The 25,137-nt window shown below is 42.7% G+C and carries 18 protein-coding genes; 16 read left to right on the forward strand and 2 right to left on the reverse strand.

Annotation, left to right across the window (positions count from 1 at the left end; translation table 11 throughout):
• Positions 1 to 19 precede the first annotated feature (19 nt).
• The 11 genes from BK126_RS16215 to BK126_RS16265 all read left to right on the forward strand — a co-directional run bounded on the left by BK126_RS16215 (position 20) and on the right by BK126_RS16265 (position 16,685).
• Positions 20 to 2,983 (forward strand): extracellular solute-binding protein, encoded by a 2,964-nt coding sequence (locus BK126_RS16215; RefSeq protein WP_076313611.1) that lies wholly within the window; start codon positions 20 to 22, stop codon positions 2,981 to 2,983.
• The gene (locus BK126_RS16220) at positions 2,973 to 3,869 is read left to right on the forward strand and encodes a carbohydrate ABC transporter permease (protein WP_076313612.1); all 897 of its coding nucleotides are present in this window, start codon (positions 2,973 to 2,975) and stop codon (positions 3,867 to 3,869) included. Before BK126_RS16215 ends, BK126_RS16220 begins: the two co-directional genes overlap by 11 nt.
• Positions 3,870 to 3,917: 48 nt before the next feature.
• A complete protein-coding gene (locus BK126_RS16225) occupies positions 3,918 to 4,721 on the forward strand; it encodes a carbohydrate ABC transporter permease (RefSeq protein WP_083655967.1) in 804 nt (267 codons plus the stop codon).
• A gap of 14 nt (positions 4,722 to 4,735) precedes the next feature.
• A complete protein-coding gene (locus BK126_RS16230; protein ID WP_076313614.1) occupies positions 4,736 to 6,886 on the forward strand; it encodes a YIP1 family protein in 2,151 nt (716 codons plus the stop codon).
• A complete protein-coding gene (locus BK126_RS16235) occupies positions 6,883 to 9,156 on the forward strand; it encodes a DUF5696 domain-containing protein (RefSeq protein ID WP_076313615.1) in 2,274 nt (757 codons plus the stop codon). The genes BK126_RS16230 and BK126_RS16235 overlap by 4 nt, the downstream gene beginning before the upstream one ends.
• Positions 9,153 to 10,019 carry a carbohydrate ABC transporter permease gene (locus BK126_RS16240; RefSeq protein ID WP_076313616.1) on the forward strand — a complete coding sequence of 289 codons (867 nt, stop codon included), beginning with the start codon at positions 9,153 to 9,155 and terminating at the stop codon, positions 10,017 to 10,019. Before BK126_RS16235 ends, BK126_RS16240 begins: the two co-directional genes overlap by 4 nt.
• A gap of 21 nt (positions 10,020 to 10,040) precedes the next feature.
• A complete protein-coding gene (locus BK126_RS16245; RefSeq protein ID WP_256702882.1) occupies positions 10,041 to 11,015 on the forward strand; it encodes a carbohydrate ABC transporter permease in 975 nt (324 codons plus the stop codon).
• A 217-nt stretch (positions 11,016 to 11,232) separates the two neighbouring features.
• Positions 11,233 to 12,552 (forward strand): LLM class flavin-dependent oxidoreductase, encoded by a 1,320-nt coding sequence (locus BK126_RS16250; RefSeq protein WP_076313617.1) that lies wholly within the window; start codon positions 11,233 to 11,235, stop codon positions 12,550 to 12,552.
• A 32-nt stretch (positions 12,553 to 12,584) separates the two neighbouring features.
• Positions 12,585 to 13,934 carry an ABC transporter substrate-binding protein gene (locus tag BK126_RS16255; RefSeq protein WP_076314078.1) on the forward strand — a complete coding sequence of 450 codons (1,350 nt, stop codon included), beginning with the start codon at positions 12,585 to 12,587 and terminating at the stop codon, positions 13,932 to 13,934.
• A gap of 21 nt (positions 13,935 to 13,955) precedes the next feature.
• On the forward strand, positions 13,956 to 15,299 hold the full coding sequence (locus BK126_RS16260; protein ID WP_076313618.1) for an LLM class flavin-dependent oxidoreductase: 1,344 nt from the start codon (positions 13,956 to 13,958) through the stop codon (positions 15,297 to 15,299).
• Positions 15,300 to 15,314: 15 nt separating this feature from the next.
• Complete coding sequence (locus BK126_RS16265; protein ID WP_076313619.1) at positions 15,315 to 16,685, forward strand: ABC transporter substrate-binding protein; 1,371 nt, start codon at positions 15,315 to 15,317, stop codon at positions 16,683 to 16,685.
• Between the two features lie 65 nt (positions 16,686 to 16,750).
• Here the strand turns inward: BK126_RS16265 and BK126_RS16270 are convergent, their stop codons facing one another.
• Entirely contained in the window at positions 16,751 to 17,890 is a 1,140-nt protein-coding gene (locus BK126_RS16270) for an NAD(P)-binding domain-containing protein (protein ID WP_076313620.1), read from the reverse strand.
• Between the two features lie 246 nt (positions 17,891 to 18,136).
• On the opposite strand from BK126_RS16270, the gene nfsA reads away from it, so the two are divergent.
• The 3 genes from nfsA (at position 18,137) to BK126_RS16285 (ending at position 21,316) form a co-directional block, all read left to right on the forward strand.
• A complete protein-coding gene (nfsA, locus tag BK126_RS16275; protein WP_076313621.1) occupies positions 18,137 to 18,889 on the forward strand; it encodes an oxygen-insensitive NADPH nitroreductase in 753 nt (250 codons plus the stop codon).
• 75 nt (positions 18,890 to 18,964) lie between these two features.
• Positions 18,965 to 20,329, forward strand: a complete 1,365-nt coding sequence (locus tag BK126_RS16280; protein WP_076313622.1) for an LLM class flavin-dependent oxidoreductase — start codon at positions 18,965 to 18,967, stop codon at positions 20,327 to 20,329.
• A gap of 24 nt (positions 20,330 to 20,353) precedes the next feature.
• Positions 20,354 to 21,316, forward strand: a complete 963-nt coding sequence (locus tag BK126_RS16285) for an aldo/keto reductase family protein (protein ID WP_179085556.1) — start codon at positions 20,354 to 20,356, stop codon at positions 21,314 to 21,316.
• A gap of 139 nt (positions 21,317 to 21,455) precedes the next feature.
• Here the strand turns inward: BK126_RS16285 and BK126_RS16290 are convergent, their stop codons facing one another.
• Positions 21,456 to 22,340, reverse strand: a complete 885-nt coding sequence (locus BK126_RS16290; protein WP_076313623.1) for a LysR family transcriptional regulator — start codon at positions 22,338 to 22,340, stop codon at positions 21,456 to 21,458.
• A gap of 156 nt (positions 22,341 to 22,496) precedes the next feature.
• On the opposite strand from BK126_RS16290, the gene BK126_RS16295 reads away from it, so the two are divergent.
• Both BK126_RS16295 and BK126_RS16300 read left to right on the forward strand, forming a co-directional pair.
• Positions 22,497 to 24,095 carry an ABC transporter substrate-binding protein gene (locus tag BK126_RS16295; RefSeq protein ID WP_076313624.1) on the forward strand — a complete coding sequence of 533 codons (1,599 nt, stop codon included), beginning with the start codon at positions 22,497 to 22,499 and terminating at the stop codon, positions 24,093 to 24,095.
• A 77-nt stretch (positions 24,096 to 24,172) separates the two neighbouring features.
• On the forward strand, positions 24,173 to 25,123 hold the full coding sequence (locus tag BK126_RS16300; RefSeq protein ID WP_076313625.1) for an ABC transporter permease: 951 nt from the start codon (positions 24,173 to 24,175) through the stop codon (positions 25,121 to 25,123).
• The last annotated feature ends 14 nt before the right edge of the window (positions 25,124 to 25,137 follow it).

Here is a 25,137-nt window from a genome sequence, read left to right on the forward strand (position 1 = left end):
GAAAGAGGGTGTATCAGAAATGAACTTAATGAAGCAAAAGTGCCTTCTTCTTGCCGCCATGTTTGTAGTCTTATTTATATTGTCATCTTGTGGGGAAGAGGCAGAATCAGTTACAAATGGAGATTCCGTCTCCTTTGATGAGCTTATAACTACATTCGAATATGAAAGTGATCCCTATTATAGCGAAAAACTATCGGAATGGTCTGAGCAGAATATACCCCTAGCCAAATCTACAATTAAAATAAACGCATCTGAGCCGAAAAACGTTTCACATCCCACAGAAATATACGTGGGTGATTACGAGAATAAACAAAATGTTTTGATATGGAATAGTTCAGAAACAGGCTGGGTTGAGTATGAAGTTGATGTGCCCACAGCCGGGCTTTACGAAATCCATGCTTCTTATATACCTGTAAAGAACACAAAAGATAAAGCTCCAATTCAGTGGGATATCACCATTGACGGCACCAGACCTTTTCGAGAAGCATCCTCAGTTCACCTTTACCGAGCATGGGCAGATGAACTCCCGATTCTAAAAAATTCGGATGGTGATGAGATTCGCCCACGATCCTTCGATATATCTACTTGGAACTCCCAGCCGCTTGTCGATTCGGGAGGGGCTTATTCAAAACCTTTACTGTGGGAGTTTACTTCAGGAAAACATATGATTCGATTACATGGACGTGTGCCTGTTGCCCTCGAAAGCTTACAGCTTGTGCCTCAGCAGAATATTCCCACATACGAGGAAGCCTTCGCATCCTATAACAACCAATCCACAACGAATTCGTCAGAAACAATAACAATTCAAGCAGAACAATTCACATCAAAAAACGATACCGCAATTAAAATGTATTCGGATAAAAATGACAGGACTGTACCCCGGTACACCGGCAGAATTATATACAACACTATCGGAGGACAGAGATGGCTCGAGCAGAATCAAGAGATCACTTGGACTTTTGAAGTTCCGGAAACAGGCGTGTACAAATTAGGATTTCGTGCACTACAAAATACCGTAGCCCAAAAAACATCCTTCCGAACTGTGAAAATAGATGGAAAGGTCCCTTTTGAACCTTTTCAAGCCTATGGTTTTCCGTATTCTGCATCCTGGGAAGGCATCGTATTACAAAATTCAAATAAAGATCCATATTTAGTACAACTTGAGAAAGGAGTACATACACTTTCGCTTGCAGTTACCCAGTCACCCGTCAAGCCTATCATTATCGATTTAGAGAAGCTGCTTGCTCATCTTGAAGCAATCGATTGGGATCTCAGAACAATATCTGGTAATAAAGCGAACAGCGATCGAACGCTTGATCGTAACCGAACCTGGGACATGGAGCAAGATTTTCCGGGTATGACCGAGCATATAAGGGCAGCTGCTGCGGCAATGGAAGCACTTGCTGACGACTTGGAAGGAGTTAACGGCAATAAAGATTCCGTCAGTCAAGGTTTGGATACATCAGTCAAAGATTTGCGGGCAATGCTCGGTAATCCTGAAGAAATACCATATAACGTAGATGAAATTTCCTCGATTAGAGAAAAGATAGCTACTTTTATGGATACGTTATCCAAGCAATCCTTGCAACTAGATGAGATTTACATCATTCCGGCAGATGCTTCTCCGCCTAAAATGGTGGCTGGTTGGTTTGACCGGGCTTGGGGGAGTATACAAAACTTTGGATACTCATTTGATACAAGAGACAGTCTGAACGATATGGATGATACCAAGCTAAATATTTGGGTTCAGAGGGGGCGCGATTATGTGGATCAACTACAGCAGCTTGCTGACGAATCATTCACCCCAGAGACAGGAATTGAAGTGAAAGTAAATCTTCTGCCTGATCCAGAGCTCTTGCTTATGTCCAACGCGGCAGGAGTCCAGCCAGATATTGCTTTGGGGCTGACGCAGGATTTGCCTGTCGATTATGCCATAAGAGGCTCTTTACAAGACTTGTCTGAAATGGATGGATTCCAGGAGCTATATCCTCGCTTTAGTCCAGGATCATGGCTGCCGCTACATTATAACGGAGGATATTATGGTGTTCCCGAAACGCAGTCATTTCAAGTTCTTTATTATAGAAAAGACATACTGGAACGATTGAATCTTAAGATTCCCGAAACCTGGCAGGAAGTCTATGACCTTCTACCAACGCTGCAGCAAAACTTCATGAATTTCTATGTCAATCCAAAGGAATATGCAACCTATTTCTATCAAAATGATGTTGAGTTCTACGAACCAGGAGGGCTGAAAACAGCACTTGATCAGCCTGAAGCCTACACCGCATTTAAACAATGGACAGACTTGTTTAACACCTATGCCCTTGAACGAGAAGTGCCTAGTTTTTATCAGCATTTTCGCAGTGGAACCATGCCGATTGGCATCTCTGACTACAATATGTATGTTCAGTTATCAGCAGCAGCACCTGAACTGAATGGAAGATGGGGCATTGCCCTTATTCCAGGAATAGAGCAGGAAGATGGAACGATTAGCAGATGGGCAGGTGGGGGACAACGCACAGGAGTTATTTTTAAACAATCTCAGAAGAAAGAGGAAGCATGGGAATTTATGAAATGGTGGTTATCTACCGAGGTTCAGACACAATACGGATCAGATTTGGAAGCCGTTAATGGCGTTGCTTTTCGATGGAATACGTCAAATGTGGAAGCATTTATCAATCTGCCATGGAAAAAAGAGGATGCTGAGGTCATATTGGAGCAATGGACATGGTATAAAGATATTCCTAATGTTCCAGGCGGATATTACCTGGACCGCGAGCTGAATAATGCCTGGGTGAGGTCTGTAGTCGGGACAGATAACTATATGTCTTCACTGGAGCAAACAGCTCGAGATATCAACCGTGAGCTGATTAGAAAGCAGCAGGAGTTTGGATTTGTGGATGAGCAGGGAGAGACCTTATCGGAAATTGATATTTCGGTCGTTGATCAGCCATGGACAGGAGGCTTAATCGATGTGGAGTAGGGTATGGCATTATCGTATATCATATTTGTTTATCGCTCCTTTTCTAATCTGTTTTACTCTCTTCATCGTTGTTCCGATCACGTCTGCCGTCGCCCTAAGTTTTACTTATTATAACGGCATAGAGCAACCGCGTTTTGTCGGTTGGAGTAATTTTCGATATTTGATTGCCCAGGATATGCTTTTTCTAAAATACGCATTGCCAAATACTTTTAAATTTGCAGTTATCGTCGGTCCTGGAGGATATATCGCGGCATTTCTGCTAGCCTGGCTTATCTCACGCCTGCGTGGAGGTTATCAAAAGTGGGTAGCTCTGGCCATGTATACTCCTTCGTTGACCATTGGTATTGCCATGACGATTATTTGGCTCCCGCTTCTGTCCGGTGATCGGGTAGGCTACTTGAACAGCATATTATTGAAGCTCGGTTTAATTGATGTGCCAAAATTATGGGTTACAAGTCCTGAGCTACTGATGAATTCCATGATCGTGGTTACATTATGGTCAAGCATGGGGGTGGGTTTCCTTGCGATGCTTGCCGGAATACTTAATGTGGATAAGACATTATATGAAGCTGGCCGAATTGACGGCATACGGAACCACCTTCAGGAGCTGTGGTACATTACGATTCCGTCAATGAAGCCCCAAATGCTGTTTGGTGCAGTAATGGCCATCGTCACTACTTTTAAAACGGGTTCAATCGGTGTTGAATTGTCCGGGCTTAATCCTACACCCGAGTATTCTGGACATTTGATTGTCAATCACATCAATGATTACGGATTTATCCGATTTGAGATGGGATATGCGGCAACCGTTTCCGTATTTCTTCTAATATTAATGTATTTTGCGAATAAGCTCAGCTGGGGATTGTTTGGCACAAAGGAGGAGTAAACACTGAAGTCGTCGGGATTAGTGAAAAGAGTCCTTTTCAATGTGTTCATGTTGATTCTGTCAGTCTTAATGCTGCTGCCTATTATATATATTTTTAATCATGCATTTAAGCCCTATCATGAGCTGTTCGTTTATCCGCCAACCTTTTTCGTTAAAGAGCCTAATATTCAAAACTTTGTGGAACTTATCTGGGTTACGTCTAACTCCATCGTTCCTATTTCGCGATACTTGTTTAACAGCTTGTTTGTGTCGTTGATTAGCGTAATGGGTATTACCATAGTCAGTGTTTTGTGTGCTTATCCCTTGTCGAAGCATGCATTTCCCGGTAAAAAGTGGATATTTTCTCTCATTATTCTCATGTTGATGTTTACCCCTGAAGTTATTCAAATTCCCCGATATTTGGTTGTAAGCAATCTTGGTATTTTGAATTCGTATTGGGGGCACTTACTGCCCATGCTTGCACTGCCAGTCGGTGTATTTTTACTTAAGCAATTTATAGATCAAATTCCGGATACACTCCTGGAGGCGTCGCGTATAGACGGTGCTAATGAATTCATTGTGCTTGTAAAAATTATTATACCCATGTGTATGCCTGCGCTTGCTACCGTTGCCATTCTATCCTTCCAAAACTCATGGAGTAATGTGGAAACGTCAGCTTTATTTATGCAGGACGATGAGATGAAGACATTTCCTTTTTTTCTTTCTACATTAACAAGCAACCTGGCAAATAATGTTGCACGTCAGGGAGCTGCAGCTGTGGCTGCATTGATCCTGCTCGTACCTAATCTAATCTTCTTTGTTATTCTTCAAAGTAAGGTCATCTCTACAATGGCACATTCGGGTATCAAATAGATGGAGGAAACAGAATGAAAAGCAGGTTCCGGCGAACTTTTCCGTTGTTACTTGTCATCATGGCGCTGATGTCAGGTGTGCTGCCAGCAACTAACATAGATGCTTCCCAGTTGCCGTATGACACATATTACAAAGATGGTTTTGGTCAATTAATACAAACTCAGGCAGCCTATTTGCCTTCAGAAATTATAGGGTACGATATGGAAGTTACGGCGGAGAAAGACATTGATAACCAGGAGACTGAAATAAGGCAGCTTCATCAGCCGAAAGATCTTTTTGTTGATAAGAAGGATCATATGTATATTGCCGATACAGGAAACAATCGGATTGTAGAGCTTGATGATCAAGGTGTTTTTATTCGAGAGTTGGTTGTTGCTGAGAGTCCTCTAAATAAACCGAGCGGTTTATACGTTGATGAAGCAGGCTTTATCTATGTTGCGGACACAGGGAATAATCGAGTTATTAAGCTTGATGCGAGAGGAAAGCTGGTTAAAGAATTTCCTCGCCCTGAAACGGAATATTTGCCGGAAGACTATAAATACGATCCAGTCAATTTGATTGTAGATAAGCGTGGATTTTTGTATATTACATCGCTTGGCGCTTATCAAGGATTGCTGGAATTAGATCCGGATGGAAACTTTATTGGATTTTTTGGACCCAACAAAGCAGAGTTTTCGCTATTTGATGCTTTTAAGCGATTTGTATATACCCGCGAAATGTATCAAAGAGAATTGAAAAAACTGCCCGGTGCTATTGCAAATGCGACAATTGATAACAATGGATTCATATACACAGTAACGAAAGAGATAGAAACCGATCAAATAAAAAAGTTGAATATTGCGGGTCTGGATCAGCTAGCAGGAAAGGGGGATTTTTCCCACCTCCAAAGTGAGCGTAGTTACGGGGAGTTTCATCAGCATACGCAAAGAGATGCTCTGCCCCAATTAAATGATATTACAGTTGATGCATCAGGAAACATGACAGTTATTGATGGGCTTTGGAATATGATCAGCCAATATGACTCCAACGGAAATTTGTTGTTCTTTTGGGGAGGAGATGTAATTACGGCAACCTCAAAAATAGGTGTTGTCAAATCCCCATCGGCCATTGCTACGAATTCGAACGGAGAGCTGCTTGTTCTGGACAGTACAAATAACTTGATCCAAAAGCTACGATTATCTGAGTTTGGCCATTTGGTTCATGAAGCAAATGCGCTGACTCAGGAAGGAAAATATGAGGAAAGCGAACCCTTATGGGAGGAGGTACACCGTTTAAATGAGCAGTACACCCCTGCACTAATCGGATTGGCGAAAGCAGCATACAAGAAAGAGGAATACAAGAGAGCAGAGGAACTTTTTTATGCCGCAGGAGTTGTCGGAGGTTATTCGGAATCCTTCTGGGAGAATCGCTTGGTATGGTTCCAGAAGCATTTTGGCCTGTTGATGAATCTGGCATTGGCAGCGGGTATTCTATATCTGGCATGGGCAAGACTACGTGGCAAACTTCGGCCCAAAAGTGGATTTGGCTTTCGATTTAAAATTCGCTTTCCGCTGCTTAACCAATTAAGACATGTATTTTATGTAATGAAACACCCGGTAGATGGTTTCTATGCCATTCGATATGAAAGCAAGGCAAGTTTCGCAGGCAGTCTAATCTTGCTTGTCCTCTCAGTTGCTTCCTTAGGTTACATGAGCGCAGGTACCAGCTTTGTCTTCAATCCAGAAATTCAAGCAGGGATTGATTTAATACCTCCGTTGATTCAGTTTGTAGGCTTATGGCTGGGATGGGTTGTTTCGAATTATTTAGTCAGCTCATTGTTAAGAGGAGAAGGGAGATTCAGAGACGTATTTAATAGCAGCACTTACGTCCTATTTCCGATTATTCTAATCGGTATACCCTTAACTTTACTTTCCAATGTACTTACTTTAAATGAATTATCCATTTATCAATTTTTGAAGTTTACGATAATCATATGGATTGTATTATTAACCGTTTGGATGGTGCAAGGGGTACATAATTATACCTTTGTTGAAGCCTTGTTCGTTATTTTACTGTCTGTTTTGACGCTGCTCATTATCGTCATTCTTATCTTTTTGTTTCTTAGTCTCAGTATCGAGCTCGTAAACTTTATAAATTCCTTGTATCAAGAGGTGATTATCCGATGAAAAGGCGTGTCGTTTCCTATCCCACTATTGCTAAAGCATCAATTATATCGCTGCTCCTCATCATGATCGGATGGATTCTCTGGCAAATATGGGGCTTTGACGGAAATGATCAAGCTGTCGAAGTGTCAGCTACTGAACAGTTCAGTGGATATAGTGGTCCGCTTTATAAAGCGGTGCTTCCATCGGAAGAGGCATTTCAGACGATGGCCGAAAACAATCAATTGAAACTAACAGCAGATCGCTCAACAGGCCATTTTCAAATCATCGATAAACTGACGGGCGACATCTGGCGCTCCTATCCAAATCCGGAGCACTGGCAGAAGGAAACCGCAACGGGAACTTGGAAAAATCATCTGCTTTCGCCTATTCTGATTGAATATGTCAATGCCAGCAATTATAAATCTGCTTCGGTTACGGCGGGACTTGTTGAAAATGGAGGCTATTTGGAGGAGTTTCAATTAAAGGGTGATGGCTTTAAAGTCACCTTTGCGTTTCCCAAAGCACAATTTAAGATTCCAATTGAAGTAACGCTTCATGAAGACTATGTGGAAACCAAACTAATGGATGATGGCATTATTGAAGGGGAGCTTAGTTTATTGAATGTTAAATTATACCCGTTATTTGGAGCAGAACCCTCACAAGGACAAGAAGGGTATATTATGCTTCCAGACGGTTCTGGTTCGCTAATTCACTTTGATCAAAATAGAATTATGCCGCAGCTTACTTATAATGAAAGCGTGTATGGTCCAGATCAATCCTACTATAGCGAAAATACAAATCGACAGCGTATTGCTATGCCGGTATTTGGAATGAAATCAGGTGAACAGGCATTTCTCGCTATTGTCAGTGAAGGGGAGTATTATGCCAACATATACGCTGCTCCCGGAGGGTCAGTTGGCAGCTCGAACTGGGTTACAACAGAATGGCAGTACCGAAAACGATTCTTTCAAAGCGTTAGCAGAAGTACAGGAGAGGGGTTCTATACTTACAGTGGAGAAGCGTTTGAAGCAGCAAGCAGATCAGCAAGATATTACCCACTTACGGGTGATAAGAGTAATTATGCCGGTATGGCTGAAAAGTACCGAGACTATTTGATGTCGGAGAAGGGGATTGAACCATTACAGACGGCAGCAGGACAAGATATCCCGCTATTTCTCGACATAGTTGGAGCAGATGCGGAGAAGGGACTTTTATTTGATTCTTATCTGAAGGTCACGACTACGGACGAAGCGACAAAGCTAGTTAACGATATCCATGCCCTCGGAATTTCAAACATGCAGGTTCAATACTCCGGATGGCAGCAGGAAGGGTATAGTTCACACGGTGATTATTTTCCAGTGGATAGGCGCATCGGAGGAAACAGTGGAATGAGAAGTTTTATAGAGTTTGCTCATTCGTTAAACATCCCTGTATATTTGACAGCTAACTATACAAGGAATACCGATGGAAATGGGGGATTTTGGTGGAGAAGGGACGGACTTCGGAATCTTGCCGGTACGGTACTCGAAGAGCAGGAGAGAGGAGAAGAGCAAAAAATCAGGTTCGTAAGCCCGGAGTATTACGAAAAAGAAGTATATTCTGATCTCGCTGATTTTAAAGAGCTTGGTGCAGACGGTATCTATTTTGAGAACGGGATCGGTGAACAGGTTAATACAGATTTTAATACTAGGTACATGGCGGACAGATCAGAGGTGGTAGAAATCCAGAAAAATATTTTTAAGCAAACTAAGGAAACGTTGGGGTCTGTTATTGGAAGTAACTCAAACTTCTATCTATTAGATCAATCCGATCATGTTCATCTGCTATCAAGCGATTATTCCTATGACGTATTCGTAAGTGAATCCATTCCTTTTGCTCAAATCGTACTTCACGGTCTTCGTTCGTACACTTTAGAGTGGTCCAACACAAGAGATGAATGGCAAAGTGGATTTCTTCAAAATATGGAGTACGGCGCATATCCATCCTACATTCTAAGCGGAACTAATGCTGAAAATACGCGGCAGTCGTATTCGCTTTGGCAGTATAGTTTGAAATATGACAACTGGACGGAGCATATTAACTCAGAATATCAAAAATTGAATGAGGCACTAAAGGAAGTTCAGAATCGCTTTATTACCGGACACCGTACTTTGGCTTCGGGAGTGAAAGAAACCGTATATGAGGGTGGTTACCGAATTCTCGTAAACTATAACGATAAGCCCTATGACAGCCAGGATGTGTATATTCCTGCTCAGGATTTTATTGTTGAGAAAAGCGGGGATTCCATATGAAACGTGGGCATAGACTGAATGCACACCTATTGAGAAAAATAGAGGGGACTTTATTTATAGCACCCTGGGTGGTAGGTTTCTTGACCTTTGTTGCATTTCCGCTGGGCTATTCACTCTACATGAGTTTTCATCAAGTGAAAATCGGAGTAAACAAGGTAGAATATTCGTTCATCGGTTTTCAGCATTATAGAGAGATTTTGGTTGCGAATGGGAGCCTGCTTTATGAACAACTGCTTCCTTTTCTAAAGGAAGCAGCGATGATGATTCCAATTATATTGGTATTCTCGTTAATTGTTGCCATTCTACTGAATGCCAAATTTCCAGGCAGAACCTTATTCAGGGTTATATTCTTTTTGCCCGTCATTTTCTCCTCAGGTCAAATCGTTCAGGAATTCATAGCTCAAGGAGAGGGTTCACTCAGTATGATGGAGACGCTGCGTATTGATTACTACTTAAGGGAATACGTTCCGGCAGCGTGGGCAGAACCCATTGAGAATGTTCTCTCTTCCTTTGTACTTGTATTATGGTATTCGGGTGTTCAAATCCTGATTTTTCTGGCAGGACGTCAAACCCTCCCTGCTTCTGTCTATGAAGCTTCTCGTATTGACGGTTCAAGTCCTTGGAACACCTTCTGGAAGATTACTCTTCCCGGACTAGTCCCGTATATTTTCCTCAATTTGATGTATACAGTTGTTGATTTGTTTACTTTTCCTTCTAACCCAATAATCAGCATGGTCAACACAACGAATTATGGGAGCTCTAGCGCTCTCGCATGGATCTATTTCTCGATCATCTTATTCTTTGTTCTATTGACACTACTTACATTTAGTCGTGTTGATAAAGCATTCGCGGGCAAAAGATAACACAAGGGAGGTGCTGCAAAAGTGAAGATTGAAAGAAAACCGGGCGGAATTACACTGAACAAATTATCGGAGAACAGTTGGCATATCCGTAAGCAACATTGGAAATACCGGATACTTGGTACCGAAATGGATAAAGGACTTCTCTTTAAAGCCATTATCTACATTATATTAATAAATATCGCCTTTATTTATATCAAACCCATTCTATATATGCTAACAACAATGGTAAAAGACGCTAAAAACATTTTAGATCCCTCTGTTATTTGGGTGCCGCGCTCTATTTTTCTCGGGCATTTGCAGGAAGCCAGCGAAATGCTGAATTATGGGAAAAGCTTTCTCATCAGCCTTTCCTTAGCCTCGGCAGTAGCAATCCTTCAGGTATTTTCCTGCGCAATGGCAGGATATGCTTTTGCGAGGCTTGATTTTCCTTTTAAAAAATTATGGGGAACACTATTATTGTTTACTTTCATTATGCCTCCTCAAGTCACCATACTTCCCTCCATTATGCTCTTTAAGGAGTTTGGATGGATGAACACCTTCTTGCCCATGGTTATACCAGCTCTGTTTGGTCACGGCTTGAAGGGAGCGCTGTTTGTAATCATTTATCGATCCTTTTATTCCACGCTGCCGAAGGAGCTTGATGAAGCTGCGCGCATAGACGGTGCAGGTCCTTTCCGGATGTTTTTCCGTGTGATGTTTCCGATCTCCCGTTCTGCAACGATCGTGGTTATTCTGTTCTCCTTTGTATGGAACTGGAATGATTTTTATTTTCCGTCACTTTATATGTTTACTGCGGAGAACGTCCCGCTCTCGATTACACTTGCCAGAATGGCTGGTGAGATGGAACTAGCAGCAGGTGCTGGGGAAATTACAGTCTATGCAGAAGCCATTAAAATGGCAGCTTCTTTCCTCATTATTATGCCGCTTCTTGTTCTTTATTTGTTTGCCCAGCGTTGGTTTATTGAAGGAGTAGAAAGAACTGGGCTCGTTGAATAGCTGAGCAACAAGAGATACGTATGAGCTCGTATGTGCAGGAGTTCAGTAAATACTGATGATCCAATTGACAGAAATAGATAACAGTGATAAATTCATACAAATCATTGTATTCACATCAGAATAATAAAATTAATCGACCGGACGACCGGAGATTGCCCTACTAGGCAACTCCGGTTATTTGTGTTTGTGGCTAAAAAACAAGAAAGAGGTGTGTCTAATGACGAAAAAGAATGAGCGAAAGGTACATCTAAATGTATTTCTAAGGGCAACAGGCCATCACGCAGGAGCTTGGCGACATCCTGATTCGCGTCCTGACCTGGAACTTGATATTCATTATCTTGCATATCTTGCCCAAACAGCAGAGAGAGGAAAGCTAGATTCGGTGTTTTTAGCAGATGGGTATGCAGGGAATGGCAGCAAACTTGAACCGTTCACTCAGTTGGCCGCAATAGCCTCTGTAACAGAACATATTGGTCTTATTGCAACCGTTGGAACGGTATACAATGACCCTTTTCATGTAGCCAGACGGTTTGCTTCACTGGACCATATCAGCGGAGGAAGAGCTGGCTGGAATATAGTTACAGGAGCAGGCTCTGCAGCTCATAATTTCGGAAGAGATGCGCATCCGGAGCATTCCATCCGCTATCATACCGGCGAAGAGTTCGTCGAGGTGGTCAAGCAGCTCTGGGACAGCTGGGAAGATGATGCTCTGATCTTTGATAAAGCAGGAGGCAGGCTAATTGATTCGAATAAGGTGCACGAAATCCATTTCAAGGGACATACCTATGCTGTTCAGGGACCGCTTAATATACCTCGTCCCCCACAAGGATACCCTGTTCTTGTTCAGGCAGGCTCCTCTGAGCGTGGTAAAGAGCTAGCAGCAAAGACAGCGGAAGTCATCTTTACAGCACAACAGACATTCGATGCAGGAAAGAATTTCTATTTTGATGTTAAATCTCGATTAGCTAAGTACGGCAGAACAAATGATGAACTCATCATTTTACCCGGCCTTGCACCCATCGTGGCAGATACTGAAGCTGAAGCTCGTGAGCTGGAAACGGAGCTGCATTCTCTAGTTGATACTGAACAGGCACTGAATGCACTGTCCGAGCGATTTACAGTTAACCTGAACAATTATGATTTAGATGATAGGGTACCGCTTGATAAAGCTAAACCTTCTGAAGAATTTAATGGAATTCGCAGTCGCCAGGAAGTGGTGCTGGATGCAGCTCGTCGTGAGAATTTTACAATACGAGAGCTCTTATATCGAAGCAATGGAGGGCATGGTCATATCACGTTTACAGGATCGGTAATTCAGACGGCTGATTTTATTGAGAACTGGTTTACTAATCACGCAGCAGATGGATTTAACATTTTACCGCAGCTTGTTCCGACAGGATTAGAGGTTTTTGTTGATAAAGTAATTCCCGAACTCCAGAACCGAGGTATATTTCGCACCGAATACGAAGGGAAGACATTGAGGGAAAGTCTTGGTTTAAAACGAATTGAAAATGTCCGGTATATACAGAATCGTTAGTTATTACGGAGGTGAAAGCATAAGTGAGAAATATGTATTTCATTGGAATCATTGTTGTCCTAGTGTTGTTAACAGGGTGCAGTGGAGGCCAGCAATCTGGTCAAGAAGAATCGTTAAACCCAGGGGCAAATGCATCATCCAGCCAACTAGGTGAGTTTAAGAAGCTCGGGGACGAACCGCTTACTCTTTCTTTTTACGTTAGCGGAGTAACATTTACGGATGTCGAATTCGAAACAATGATTGCCGGACCCATCCATGCTAAATATCCGAATGTCAACATCGAACGCATAACTCCTGCTGCTGACACAACCCCTGAAGAAGTCCTCTCTACTCATGTGCCCGATATTATATTTTCAAGTGTATCGCAGCGGCTTGTTCGGACAGGGGTTTTCGAAGATTTGACCGGATTGATAAAAAAGCATCAATTTGATGAGAGTCGTCTTAAACCGATTGCTTACAATTATATTAAGGAAATAACCAAAGGCAAGGGAGATCAGATTTACGCTCTGCCTTTTAACGTAAACCAGCATATTCTCTATTACAACAAGGATATCTTCGACAAGTTTGGAGTGGCCTATCCAACGGATGAGCAAATGACTTGGGATGAGGCGCTTGATTTAGCAAAGCAGCTAACGCGTACCGAGAACGGCACTAACTATGTAGGCCTTGTCGTAGACAACTTGACTGGACTTGCGAAATCTCTTGGTCTTCCTTATCTGGATCGGGAAACAGGGCAGGCAGCTATAGATACGGCGGACTGGGTCAGAGTATTTGAAAAACTGAAGGAAATCTATGAAATACCAGGATATATCGCACAGGATGGTACATGGAACTGGAATCGCGATCACTTTATGAAGGATCAGAACATTGCAATGCGGGCAGCATGGCTTGCTAATATGGTTGGACCCCTTGAAGAATTAAGACAGCAAGGAGTCGAGTTCAACTGGGATATTGCTCCTGTTCCGAATTTCAGCGATCAATTAGGAAAAACAAGAGAAGCACAGATTCATTCTGTGTCTATCAATAGCCAAAGCGAACATAAGGATGAAGCTTTTCAAGTTCTTGCTGAATTGCTCTCTGATGAAGGGCAGCGGATTATTGCGAGAAATGGGCGTGTGCCGTCCATTATTAACCCAGAGCTGGAAACAGAGTTCGGAGCGGACATCCCCGTATTGCAAGGAAAATCTGTTCAAAATGTTTTCATAGGTGAGCCGATTCAAGAACACTATCAGCACCCATTCGAGCCCGAAATCAGCGTCCGTCTTACAGAGGCAGCGGAGGATATGGCTATTAATGGATTAGATGTGAACTCTGCGATCCGAAAAGCGACGGAAGCGATCAATAGGGATGTTGAAACACTAAAGACAACGATTGGACAATAGAAAAAAGAAGGAGGAATAGCAATGAACACAAGTGCACGCCAATTGCATTTAAATGCTTTCTTGTACGGAACGGGGCACCACGAAGCTTCCTGGCGTCTTCCGCAGGCAGAACCGGAGCTTAACCTGGACTTTAATCACATACTCAAAATAGTACAAACAGCCGAGAAAGGTTTGATGGATTCAGTCTTTCTTGCAGATGGTTATGTCGGACGATCAAACAAATTAGAGCCCTTTACGGAGCTCGCTGCGCTGGCTAGCCGAACCAAGCATATTGGTTTGATTGCAACGGTTGGAACGACATATAATGATCCTTTTCATGTCGCGAGGAAATTTGCCTCATTGGACCATATTAGTAAAGGTAGAGCCGGTTGGAATATTGTCACCGGTGCCGGCTCAGCAGCTCATAATTTCGGAAGGGAAGAGCATCCGGAGCACTCACTTAGGTACGAAGAGGCGGATGAATTTGTAGACGTAGTGAAGAAGCTCTGGGACAGCTGGGAGGATGATGCAGTAAGGAATGATAAAGTGGCTGGGCAGCTTATAGACAAGAATAAAGTGCACACGATCGATCATCAGGGAAAGTATTATTCCGTTCAGGGACCTTTAAACATCGCGCGTCCTCCGCAAGGATATCCTGTGCTTGTACAGGCAGGATCCTCAGAAGCGGGTAAAGAATTTGCAGCCAAAATAGCAGAAGTCATATTTACTGCACATCAAAGTATCGGCAGTGCTCAGCAATTCTATGCCGACGTCAAATCTAGGCTCTTTAAGTATGGAAGATCACCAGATGAGCTCAAAATTCTTCCGGGCATTAGCCCAATTATAGCGGAAACCGAGTCCGAGGCGAGAGATATAGAGGAAGCCCTATTTAATTTTATTGACAAGGAAGGGGCTGTGGCTAGACTTTCTGAAAGGCTGGGCATCGATTTAACAGATCATCCGCTGGATTCTCCTCTTCCTATACATCGCCTGCGAGAAACTAAAGAAGTGAATGGTAATAAAAGCCGCCATCAATTGATACTGGATTTAATCAACGAAGAACGGTTGACATTAAAGCAACTGATCAGCCGTCTTGGAGGGGCCAGAGGGCATTATACATTTACAGGCACTCCATTACAGCTTGCTGATGTGATTGAAACTTGGTTTTTAAATGGAGCCGCTGACGGGTTTAATGTTATGCCCCAAATTTACCCAGATGGGTTGGAAGTATTTGTAGATCAAGTTATTCCTGAATTGCAGAACAGGGGCTTATTTAGGAATTCGTATGAAGGAAACACCTTAAGAGACCGCTTTGGGCTTCGGCGTCCGCAAAACAGCTTAAGTTATCGGCAAATTTCAAGTATTACTAATACGCAGAATATCTAAGGAGAGAATATTACAATGAGTAAATACAGATTATGGATGACGATTGCACTAGTGTTAACACTCCTTACTGCATGCACTGGCAACGAGTCCGGCGGAGCTGCTCAAGGAAGTTCGGTAACCTCCCCATCTGGGGAATCCGGTGAGCAGACGGGTAACTTTAAAAAACTTGGTGATGAACCAATTACATTATCCTTTTACAGCACAAGTGGAACATTCCCTGATGTCGAGTTTAATACTCTAATAGCGGACCCCATCAAAGAGAAGTATCCTAATGTAACAATTGAAAGAATAACACCGGCCGCGACTACGACGCCGGAAGAGGTACTTTCAACACATGTTCCTGATATTATCTACTCCTCGTCATCTTCCCATCAAAGAATTATTCGCACAGGCGCATATGAAGATCTTCGCCAGTTGATCGAACGCCATCAGTTTGACGATTCCCGAATTAAACCCATTTTGTATGACTATATCAAGGAAATGAGCAAGGGTGAGGAGATCTATGCGATTCCATTTAACGCCAATCAGCATGTGCTTTACTATAACAAAGATATATTTGATAAGTTCGGTGTCGAGTACCCAAGCAATGAACAAATGACATGGGACGAAGTGTTGGAAATCGCCGAGAAGTTGACGCGTACAGAAAACGGAGTTAACTATATCGGACTTTCCGTTGACAATTTGACAGGGCTTGCTAAGGGGCTTGGATTGCCGTATGTGGATAAGGAGACTGGGAATGCTGCTTTAGATACTCCGGAATGGCACCGTATATTTGAACTCAATAAACGGATATTTGATATACAAGGATATGTAACTCCTGATGGAACATGGAATTGGGGCCGCGATCAATTTATGAAGGATCAGGTGATTGCGATGCGTGTGACTTGGCTGGCTAACATGGTTGGTCCCTTGGAGGAGCTTAGACAGCAAGGTGTAGAGTTCAATTGGGACATTGCGCCTGCACCGAACTTTGAAGATCAATTAGGTAAAACCAGGGAAGCGCAAATTCATTCTCTATCCGTTAACAGCCAAAGTGAGTACAAAGATGAGGCTTTTCAAGTTATTTCAGAGATTTTGTCGGATGAAGGACAACGCATCCTTGCCCGTAATGGCCGGGTCCCTGCCATTATAAACGAAGAGTTAGAGTCGGAATATGGTCTTGATATTCCTGTCTTGCAAGGGAAAACAGTAGAAAACGTGTTTATTGGCGAACCCCTGCAGGAACATTATATTCATCCATATGAGCTGGAAATCACTCAGCGCTTAACAGAGGCTGCAGAGGATATGGCTGTGAAAGGACTTGATGTTAATTCAGCTATACGGAAAGCAACGGATGCCATTAACAAAGATGTGGAGACACTGCGGACAACACTCGGAGACTTGTAACCATATAATGGGCCGCCTCCTTTCGTCTTCCTCAAATCAGGAGGCGGCCAAAAATGGTAGGGTTACTAGAGTCTTTCACTTCGATATTTAGTTTTCTCTGATAGGTAAGAAATTATAGAGGTACATGCAGCTCGGATTCCAGCGACAAAGCCGAATGCAGGTCCGTGGGAATGACTTGCCAATGGACCAGCAAAGAATAAGCCGGGAACATTAGATTCGAACCTCTCATTTAATATAGGAAAACGATGAGTGAAAGGGTCTTTTTCGACAAGATGCAGAAGATTCGGGGATAGAAAAGGAAGTTTTTCTACATTTATTTGGTAGCCTGTTGCGGCAATAATTTGATCATAGCTTCGCTCATTACCATTTGAAAAACTAAGAACTGCTTGGTTATCTAGAATGTCGGTTCTTACAATTTGCGATGCTGGGAACATTGTAATCTTCCCTTCGACAAATGGCTTTAAAAAATACGCTACACTGCTCTTTCGAGGCCTTTTCCATATATCTTGCTTTTGGTGATCAGAATATAAATAAAATTGCTTAGCCGAATCAATTAATTTTTGGCCGGAAATTAAGTTGTCTTCTTCAGAATAGTTAGGAGCATTTGATCTGAAAATCAGTTCAACATCACTTCCGGCAAGATGTAATAACGCTGCAGCTTCCCAGGCACTTTGTCCACTGCCTATTACGGCGGTTTTGTGGCCTTTATAGGCTGAAAAGTCTGTCTTACCGTATGTGTGTGAGATCCTTGAATCAGGGAGGGAGGAGAGAGGGGCTGGAATAAACGAGAAGTGCTGAAGACCCGTTGCGATAATAACATGCTCTGAAGACCATTCTTTACCTGATTCCCCTGTGACTTTATATTGCTCACCGTTATAGCTGACATCAGCAGCAAGTTCACACGTAATTGAAATAGCAGTTTGTTGTGCAAACCAGAATGCGTAATCTACAAATACAGGGCGAGGAAGCGGTGAAGAAAGAGGTATGTTTGTAGCCTCAGAAAATTTCTGAATAGTGAATAACTCTCGAGGATCTGACAAGCTGACAAACTGGGGATTTGTGCGGATAAACATCGATTGCGGCATCTGCTCTTTCCAAAAATGCATTGGCAGTCCCAAAAGAACATAAGAAAGACCTTCGGCTTCTGCATGGGCAGCAAGGGAAAGACCGTATGGTCCTGCACCAATGATAATTAGCTCTGTCATAAGTTATTCTCCTTATGCATTTGATAGATTACTTTATATCTGTATTATATATTCATAATATTGGAATACAAGTAAAATTATATATAATTTAGTTGACAACAACATTTATAAATGGTAGATTTGGTTTGTAAATCAAATTAAATCACTAGGATTTATTGGTTAATTAGGCTACCGGACAACCGGAGACACTTTGGTCAGAGTGTCTTCGGTTTTTTTTATATCCATCTACAGGAGGAGAAATGCTTAATGAACGAAACGATAACGTTGTTAAAGTCCCATCGTTCGATTCGGAAATTTAAAGACGTACCACTAGAGGAGGGTCATTTGCATGAAATTTTGACAGCTGCCCAAGCAGCATCGACTTCATCCAATATTCAAGCTTATAGTGCCGTTATCGTTAGGGACAAAGAAAGAAAAAGCAGATTAGGTGAACTGGCAGAAAATCAACAACAAGTTGAAGAAAGTCCATTGTTTCTCATCTGGTTGGCTGATCTAAACAAGATTAGTAAAGCTATTCAACTTCATGAATCTGCAGAGCTTAAACAGAACACGGAACTGTTCATACTAGCAACGGTAGACGCTACTCTAGCTGCACAAAATGCTGCTGTAGCAGCGGAGTCCTTAGGTTACGGAATCGTTTATATAGGAGGTATTCGTAATCGACCGCAGGAAGTGAGTGATTTACTGGCACTTCCAGACCTGGTTTATCCCGTATTTGGGATGTGTATCGGTGTGCCGAACCAAGAGCCTGACATTAGACCAAGACTTCCTTTTGATGCTGTTTTTTATGAGGAGTTGTATCAAAGCGATAAACTTTCGACATACATTCAGGATTATGACGAAATCACTTCTCGTTACTATGCGACACGCAAGGGCGGCGGTAAAGGCGGTGAGACGAACACCAGATGGTCTAAGGAGATGCTTAAAAGATTTAACGGAGAGCGACATCGTGAGCATATGTATGATTTTCTGAAAAGACGAGGATTTGATTTGACATGACCAAATAATTAGTAATTCGATTACCACTGATTACAGAAACAACGTCTGATTACGAACGGAAAGAGGTTATAGCAAATGAGTAGTTTAACCGGTAAAAAGGCACATTTTAACGTATTCCTTCGAGGTTCAGGCCACCATTCAGCCGCTTGGAAGCATCCGGATTCTGCTCCCCAAGAGGACCTTAGCTTGGAATACTACGTCGAAATTGCAAGGATAGCAGAACGTGGTTTATTTGACTCTTTATTCACAGCTGATAATTACTCTGGTCTTGGAAGAAGGCTTGAGCCGTTCACCTTATTATCTGCACTTGCTGCATTAACAGAGCGGGTAGGTCTAATAGCGACTGTAAGCACGACTTATAATGATCCTTATCACGTTGCCCGTAAGTTTGCCTCATTAGATCACATCAGTAAAGGTCGAGCCGCTTGGAATATTGTAACCGGACATTCTCAAGCAGACGCTGAAAATTTTGGTAGAGATGAGCACCCTGACGTCGAAAAAAGGTATGAAATTGGCAATGAATTTGTTGAGATCACAAAGCAGCTATGGGACAGCTGGGAGGAAGACGCCTTAATTTATGACAAGGTGAAGGGTGTGTCTATCGATACAAACAAAGTCCACGAAATTAAATTTCGAGGTCAATATCATGCTGTAAAAGGGCCTCTTAATATCCCGAGACCACCGCAAGGCTACCCCGTATTGGTTCAGGCAGGTTCATCGGAGGGAGGAAGAGAACTGGCTGCAAAGACCGCAGAAGTCATTTTCACAGCCCAACAGACTCTTGGGGCTGCTCAAGAGTTCTATACCGATGTCAAATCCCGATTGAGTAAGTATGGAAGGAGTCCCCATGAACTCCTTATTATGCCTGGGCTTAGTCCGATTGTTGCAGATACAGAAGCTGAAGCTAGAGAGATTGAAGAAGAATTTAACGGTTTGCTGAATACGAAGGCTGCTCTAAAGAGGCTATCCAGTTATTTTGAAGTTGATCTCTCCGAGTATTCGCTCGATGCACCTGTTCCGGTTGATAAAGCTAAGCCGTTTGGGTCAATAAAGTCAGGCATTACAAGCAGGCAAGAGGTTGTTGTTGACGCTGCGCGCAGAGACCAAATGACCATTCGCCAATTCATCGCCAGAAGCGCAGCTGGTCATGGCCATGTATCCTTTACAGGCTCCGTATTACAGACTGCTGATTTCATTGAGACATGGATCAAGGAGAATGGAGCAGATGGGTTTAATATCCTGCCTCATATCTATTTTGGAGGATTGGAAACGTTTGTGAATAAAGTGATTCCAGAACTGCAGAACCGTGGTTTATTCCGTACTGAATATGAAGGAAAGACTTTACGTGAAAATCTTGGTTTATCAAGACCTGAGAATAAAAATAGAGCGATATGGGCGATCAAACAACAGAATGAAAATCTTGAAACATATGCAGATTAATAATCTTATACTGGAGGATACGAGATGTCTATACAATATCGTCAATTAGGAGCAAGCGGGTTAAGAGTCAGCGAAATCAGCCTAGGGAGCTGGCTCACATACGGTGGGTATGTAGAACGTGAAAATGCGGTTAACTCCATTCGAAAAGCGTATGAATTAGGCATTAACTTCTTTGATACAGCAAACGTATATGCAAAGGGAGAAGCTGAGAAAGTCGTTGGAGAAACGCTTAAAGACTATGCCCGGGAATCATATGTACTGGCTACAAAAGTATTTGGTAAGATGGGTGATGGACCCAACGACCGTGGCTTATCCCGTAAACATGTGATTGAATCTGCTAATGCAAGTCTTAAACGACTGGGTCTTGAATATGTTGATATTCTGTACAGTCATCGGTTTGATAATCAAACACCTCTGGAAGAAACGCTCCGTGCATTCGATGATCTGGTACGACAAGGAAAGGTGCTATATATAGGAGTCAGTGAGTGGTCCGCTGCTCAAATTACTGAAGCCTTTGCAATCGCAGATAAATACTTGCTCGATCGGATTATCGTAAATCAGCCAATATACAATCTGTTTGAGAGATATATCGAGAAAGAAATCATTCCGCTTGGGAGACAGAAGGGATTTGGTCAGGTTGTCTTCTCTCCATTAGCGCAAGGTCTTTTGACAGGAAAGTACACCATCGGAGGACATGTTCCATCAAATTCAAGGGCAGCAAAACATGAGAATTTCAAAGACAAGATAACTAGCGACAAGCTAGAAAAAGTATATCAGCTAAAAGAGATAGCGGATGAACTTCAAATAACTTTAAGTCAATTATCACTTGCATGGATTCTGCGTGAGCAAAATGTCTCGAGTGCACTCATTGGAGCAAGTCGTCCTGAGCAAGTAGAGGAGAATGTTAAGGCTTCGGGGATAACTTTGGACGAGGCAATAGAAAAACGCATCACTGACGTGATTCAGAACACCACGCTATTAGTTTAATTAGTCGAACTTTTTATTTAGTAAATGAGAAATAGTGATCATTAAGGAGCAGGACAGCAATCATAGTAAAAACTGAATGTATAAAAAGAGTACTTACTGTATAGTAAGTACTCTTTTTATATGTAATTTGTGTATTTCATTATAAGGTTCCATTTGCTGATAGCAAGGAGATTAAGTAATTGATAGGTGCAGTTATATGTTTATTTTTAGATAACAAAATTTGAGAGTAGAATGGCTGGATTGCACCATGTTTAATCGAAAAACCAGATACAGATTGCTTAGAGAGCTGTTCGGCAACAGCAATTTTGGGAATCATGGCAATACCCATTCCAAAAATTACGCATTGTTTAATACCTTCGATACTTCCCATCTCAGACACCGTTTCATAGGATACCCCATGTTCGTTCATGGATCGTTCCAGTGCTTCTCTGTATGTGCATCCTTTTTCCGTAAAAATGAAAGGGCTGTTATTCAGCTCATGAATGGATACATCATCCCTTCCGCTCAGCGGGTGGTTATTAGGGCAAATGAATACGAGCTCCTCATTACGAATAGATAGAGATCTTAAATCTGGTGCCGATATCGGCGTATTCAGAACGATCGCCATATCGATTTCGTTGTTTTTTAACTTGCGAATATTCTCTTCGTCGGACGTGGGGAAAAAAGTGACATTCAGCTTGGGATATTTCTTGCGGAACATTTGAAAGTAGGGAGGGAGCAGAAATGCGGCAAGCGTTTCCGTCGTTCCTATCCTCAAATCTACCGATGAATCAGGAATGAATAAATTTTCGGCCCCCATGTACCCTTCCACAATCTTATCTGCGTAAGTAAGCAACCTGGATCCATGATCGGTCAGTTTCAATTTGTTGCTGTTTCTTTCAAACAGCTTTGTTCCGAAATGATTTTCAAGTTTCTTAATTTGAACGCTGACTGTGGGCTGCGCATAATTCAGCTGCTCAGCTGCTTTTGTCAAGCTCTGACAGCGTGCGGCTTCACGGAAAGTAATAAAGTACTGGATGTCCATGATATTCCCCCATAGGTGAAGTATTAAACTTTGTAATAGAGTCTATTACGATCCTTAGATATGAGTTCTATTAAGCTCATGATATATTATAAACAATTCCAAGCGGAATACTATAGTATATTGGACAATTCAACGACTAAGGAGTGAAATTTGTACATGAAACATTATTCTCAATGGGCCTCCCGTGGGTTAATTACAGTTCTCATTCTTATTCTTACTGCTTGCAGTAGTACCCCAGAATCAACGGGTCACCAATCTTCAGAACAGGAAACCGAGGAAACAACACCCGTCTCGGGAGGTACACTCGACATCGCATATCCCGCCAATCCAGCTACACTCGATCCTCATTTGACGACCAATCAAGCTACAAGGGATGTTTCTCGTAATATTTATGAGCAGCTATTGACGTTGAATAAAAACTATGAGGTCGTGCCTCAGCTCGCTGAATCCTACGAGATTAGTGAGGACGGTAAAACCTACACCTTCCATTTGCGCCAAGGTGTTACTTTTCATAATGGGAAAGAAATGAAAGCAGAAGATGTGGTCGCTTCCATGGAAAAGTGGCTGTCAACTTCGACCCAAGGACAGGCTAATCTGCAAGGAGCACAATTTTCGGAAGTGGATGATTATACGGTGAAGCTAACACTGGAGAAACCTTCTCTTGTCGGATCCTACATCCTTGCTGACACCTCTCCGTTTCCCGGAATCATGCCCAAAGAGGTCATTGACACCGCAGGTCCAGAGGGAGTTAAGGAGTTCATTGGAACGGGACCTTACAAACTGGAGGAGTGGAACACGGACCAATATGTGCATCTGAATAAATTTTTGGACTACGCGGGGGAGGAAACCGAATCGAATGGGCTCAGCGGCAAGAAAAACGCATATTTAGACGAGATTTACTTCCGTTATGTAACGGATGAATCAACAAGAGTTGCTGGGATTATGACTGGTGAATACGACGTGGCGTTCGGCATTCCTTTTGATAACGCGGATCAAATTGAAGGGACGGACGGCGTAAGCAATTATTTCAGCGAAGGCGGTATAGTGACATATGTATTCAACAAGAAGGCAGGTCCATTCTCGGATCAGAAGTTAAGACAAGCATTCAACACAGCCTTGAATTATGACGAGGCTCTTACGGCTGCATACAGTGACAGTCGTTTTTACGAACTGGATTCGTCGCTTGCGCTAACCTCCCAGACGGATTGGTACAGTGATGCAGGTGCGGAACAATATAATGTGAATGATATCGAGAAAGCGAAACAACTAGTGGAAGAATCAAATTATGACGGTGAAGAAGTAGTGATCCTTACGACTCGTGATTATCCTGAACAGTATAATTTGGCGGTTGTCGCACAAGAAGTGCTTAAGTCTATCGGAGTCAATGCGAAGCTGGACGTCTATGATTGGCCTACAGTTCAGGAACGCCGGACAGACGAGAACAACTTTGATCTGTTCGCGGTGAGCTTTGCTACTCGTGCGACCATTCACCAATACCCGTTCTTGGAATCAAGTGCAAATTATCCAGGTTGGACAGACAGTCCTGAGATTGACAATTTGCTGGGTGAAATTCAGGCTGCCGCATCGATAGAAGAAGCAAAACCGCTCGTTGAACAGCTGAACGAGAAGAACTGGGAGTACCTCCCGATCATCAAGCTCGGCAACATCCAGAACTTAATTGCTGTTCGGGATAACGTTAAAGGCTTTGACGATCTCGTAGGACCTATATTATGGAACGTTTCACTTGACGAATAAGACCTGATTATGTGATCTGTCTATCAAAAAAGGTAGGCAGTTCACTATAAATACGGTATTCAAAGGAGTTAACTCTTATGGCCAAATATATTTTGCAGCGGGTTTTATCTTTGATACCTATTCTGCTAGTCGTGGCTGTCGTTGTATTCCTGCTTATACATTTGACGCCGGGTGATCCTGCCAGCGTTATTTTGGGAGACGAGGCTAGTCCAGAAAGCGTAGCTGAGCTTCGGGCACAGCTTGGACTGGACCTTCCACTGTATCAGCAGTTTATATCCTGGTTCGGAGGCGTCCTTACCGGCGATCTTGGGGATTCCATATTTATGGATATGAGCGTAACGGAGGCTTTCTTTAGCAGGGTACAGCCAACGTTATCTCTCGCTGTTTTGGCGCAAATTATTGCGGTCGTTATCGCTTTGTTCATGGGAATTCTGGCGGCTAGGAAGAGAGGGACTCTTGCAGATCAAGCTGTTATGGGCATTTCCTTGCTGGGGATTTCTGTGCCAAGTTTTTTATTGGGATTATTTTTAATTCTGTTTTTTGCCGTTGAACTGCAGTGGCTCCCCGTCGCTGGATACAGACCTATAAGCGAAGGATTATGGGAACATTTGCGTTATTTGCTGCTACCCGCCATCGCACTTGGAGCAATGCAAGCCGCTTTAATCGCGCGTATGACCCGTTCATCCCTGATAGAGGTTCTGAGTGAGCAGTACATCAAAACGGCACGAGCCAAAGGGCTTAAAGAAAAGATCGTTGTATATAAGCATGCGCTTAAGAATGCGTTCATCCCGATTCTCACGGTAATCGGCGAAACATTCGGAACGCTCATTACAGGAGCATCTGTCATTGAAACCGTCTTTAACATTCCCGGAATCGGGCAATTAATCATTAATTCGATTGAACGGAGAGATTTCGCGCTTATTCAGGGAAGCATCCTGCTTATTACAATTACTTACGTTTTGCTTAATCTGTTGATTGATTTATTGTATGGATTGCTAGATCCGCGTATTAAGCTGAACCGGCGATAGGAAGGAAGAAGTCA

Origin of the sequence: Paenibacillus sp. FSL H7-0326, from assembly GCF_001955535.1 — a bacterium.
Classification (GTDB): Bacteria; Bacillota; Bacilli; order Paenibacillales; family Paenibacillaceae; genus Paenibacillus; species Paenibacillus shunpengii.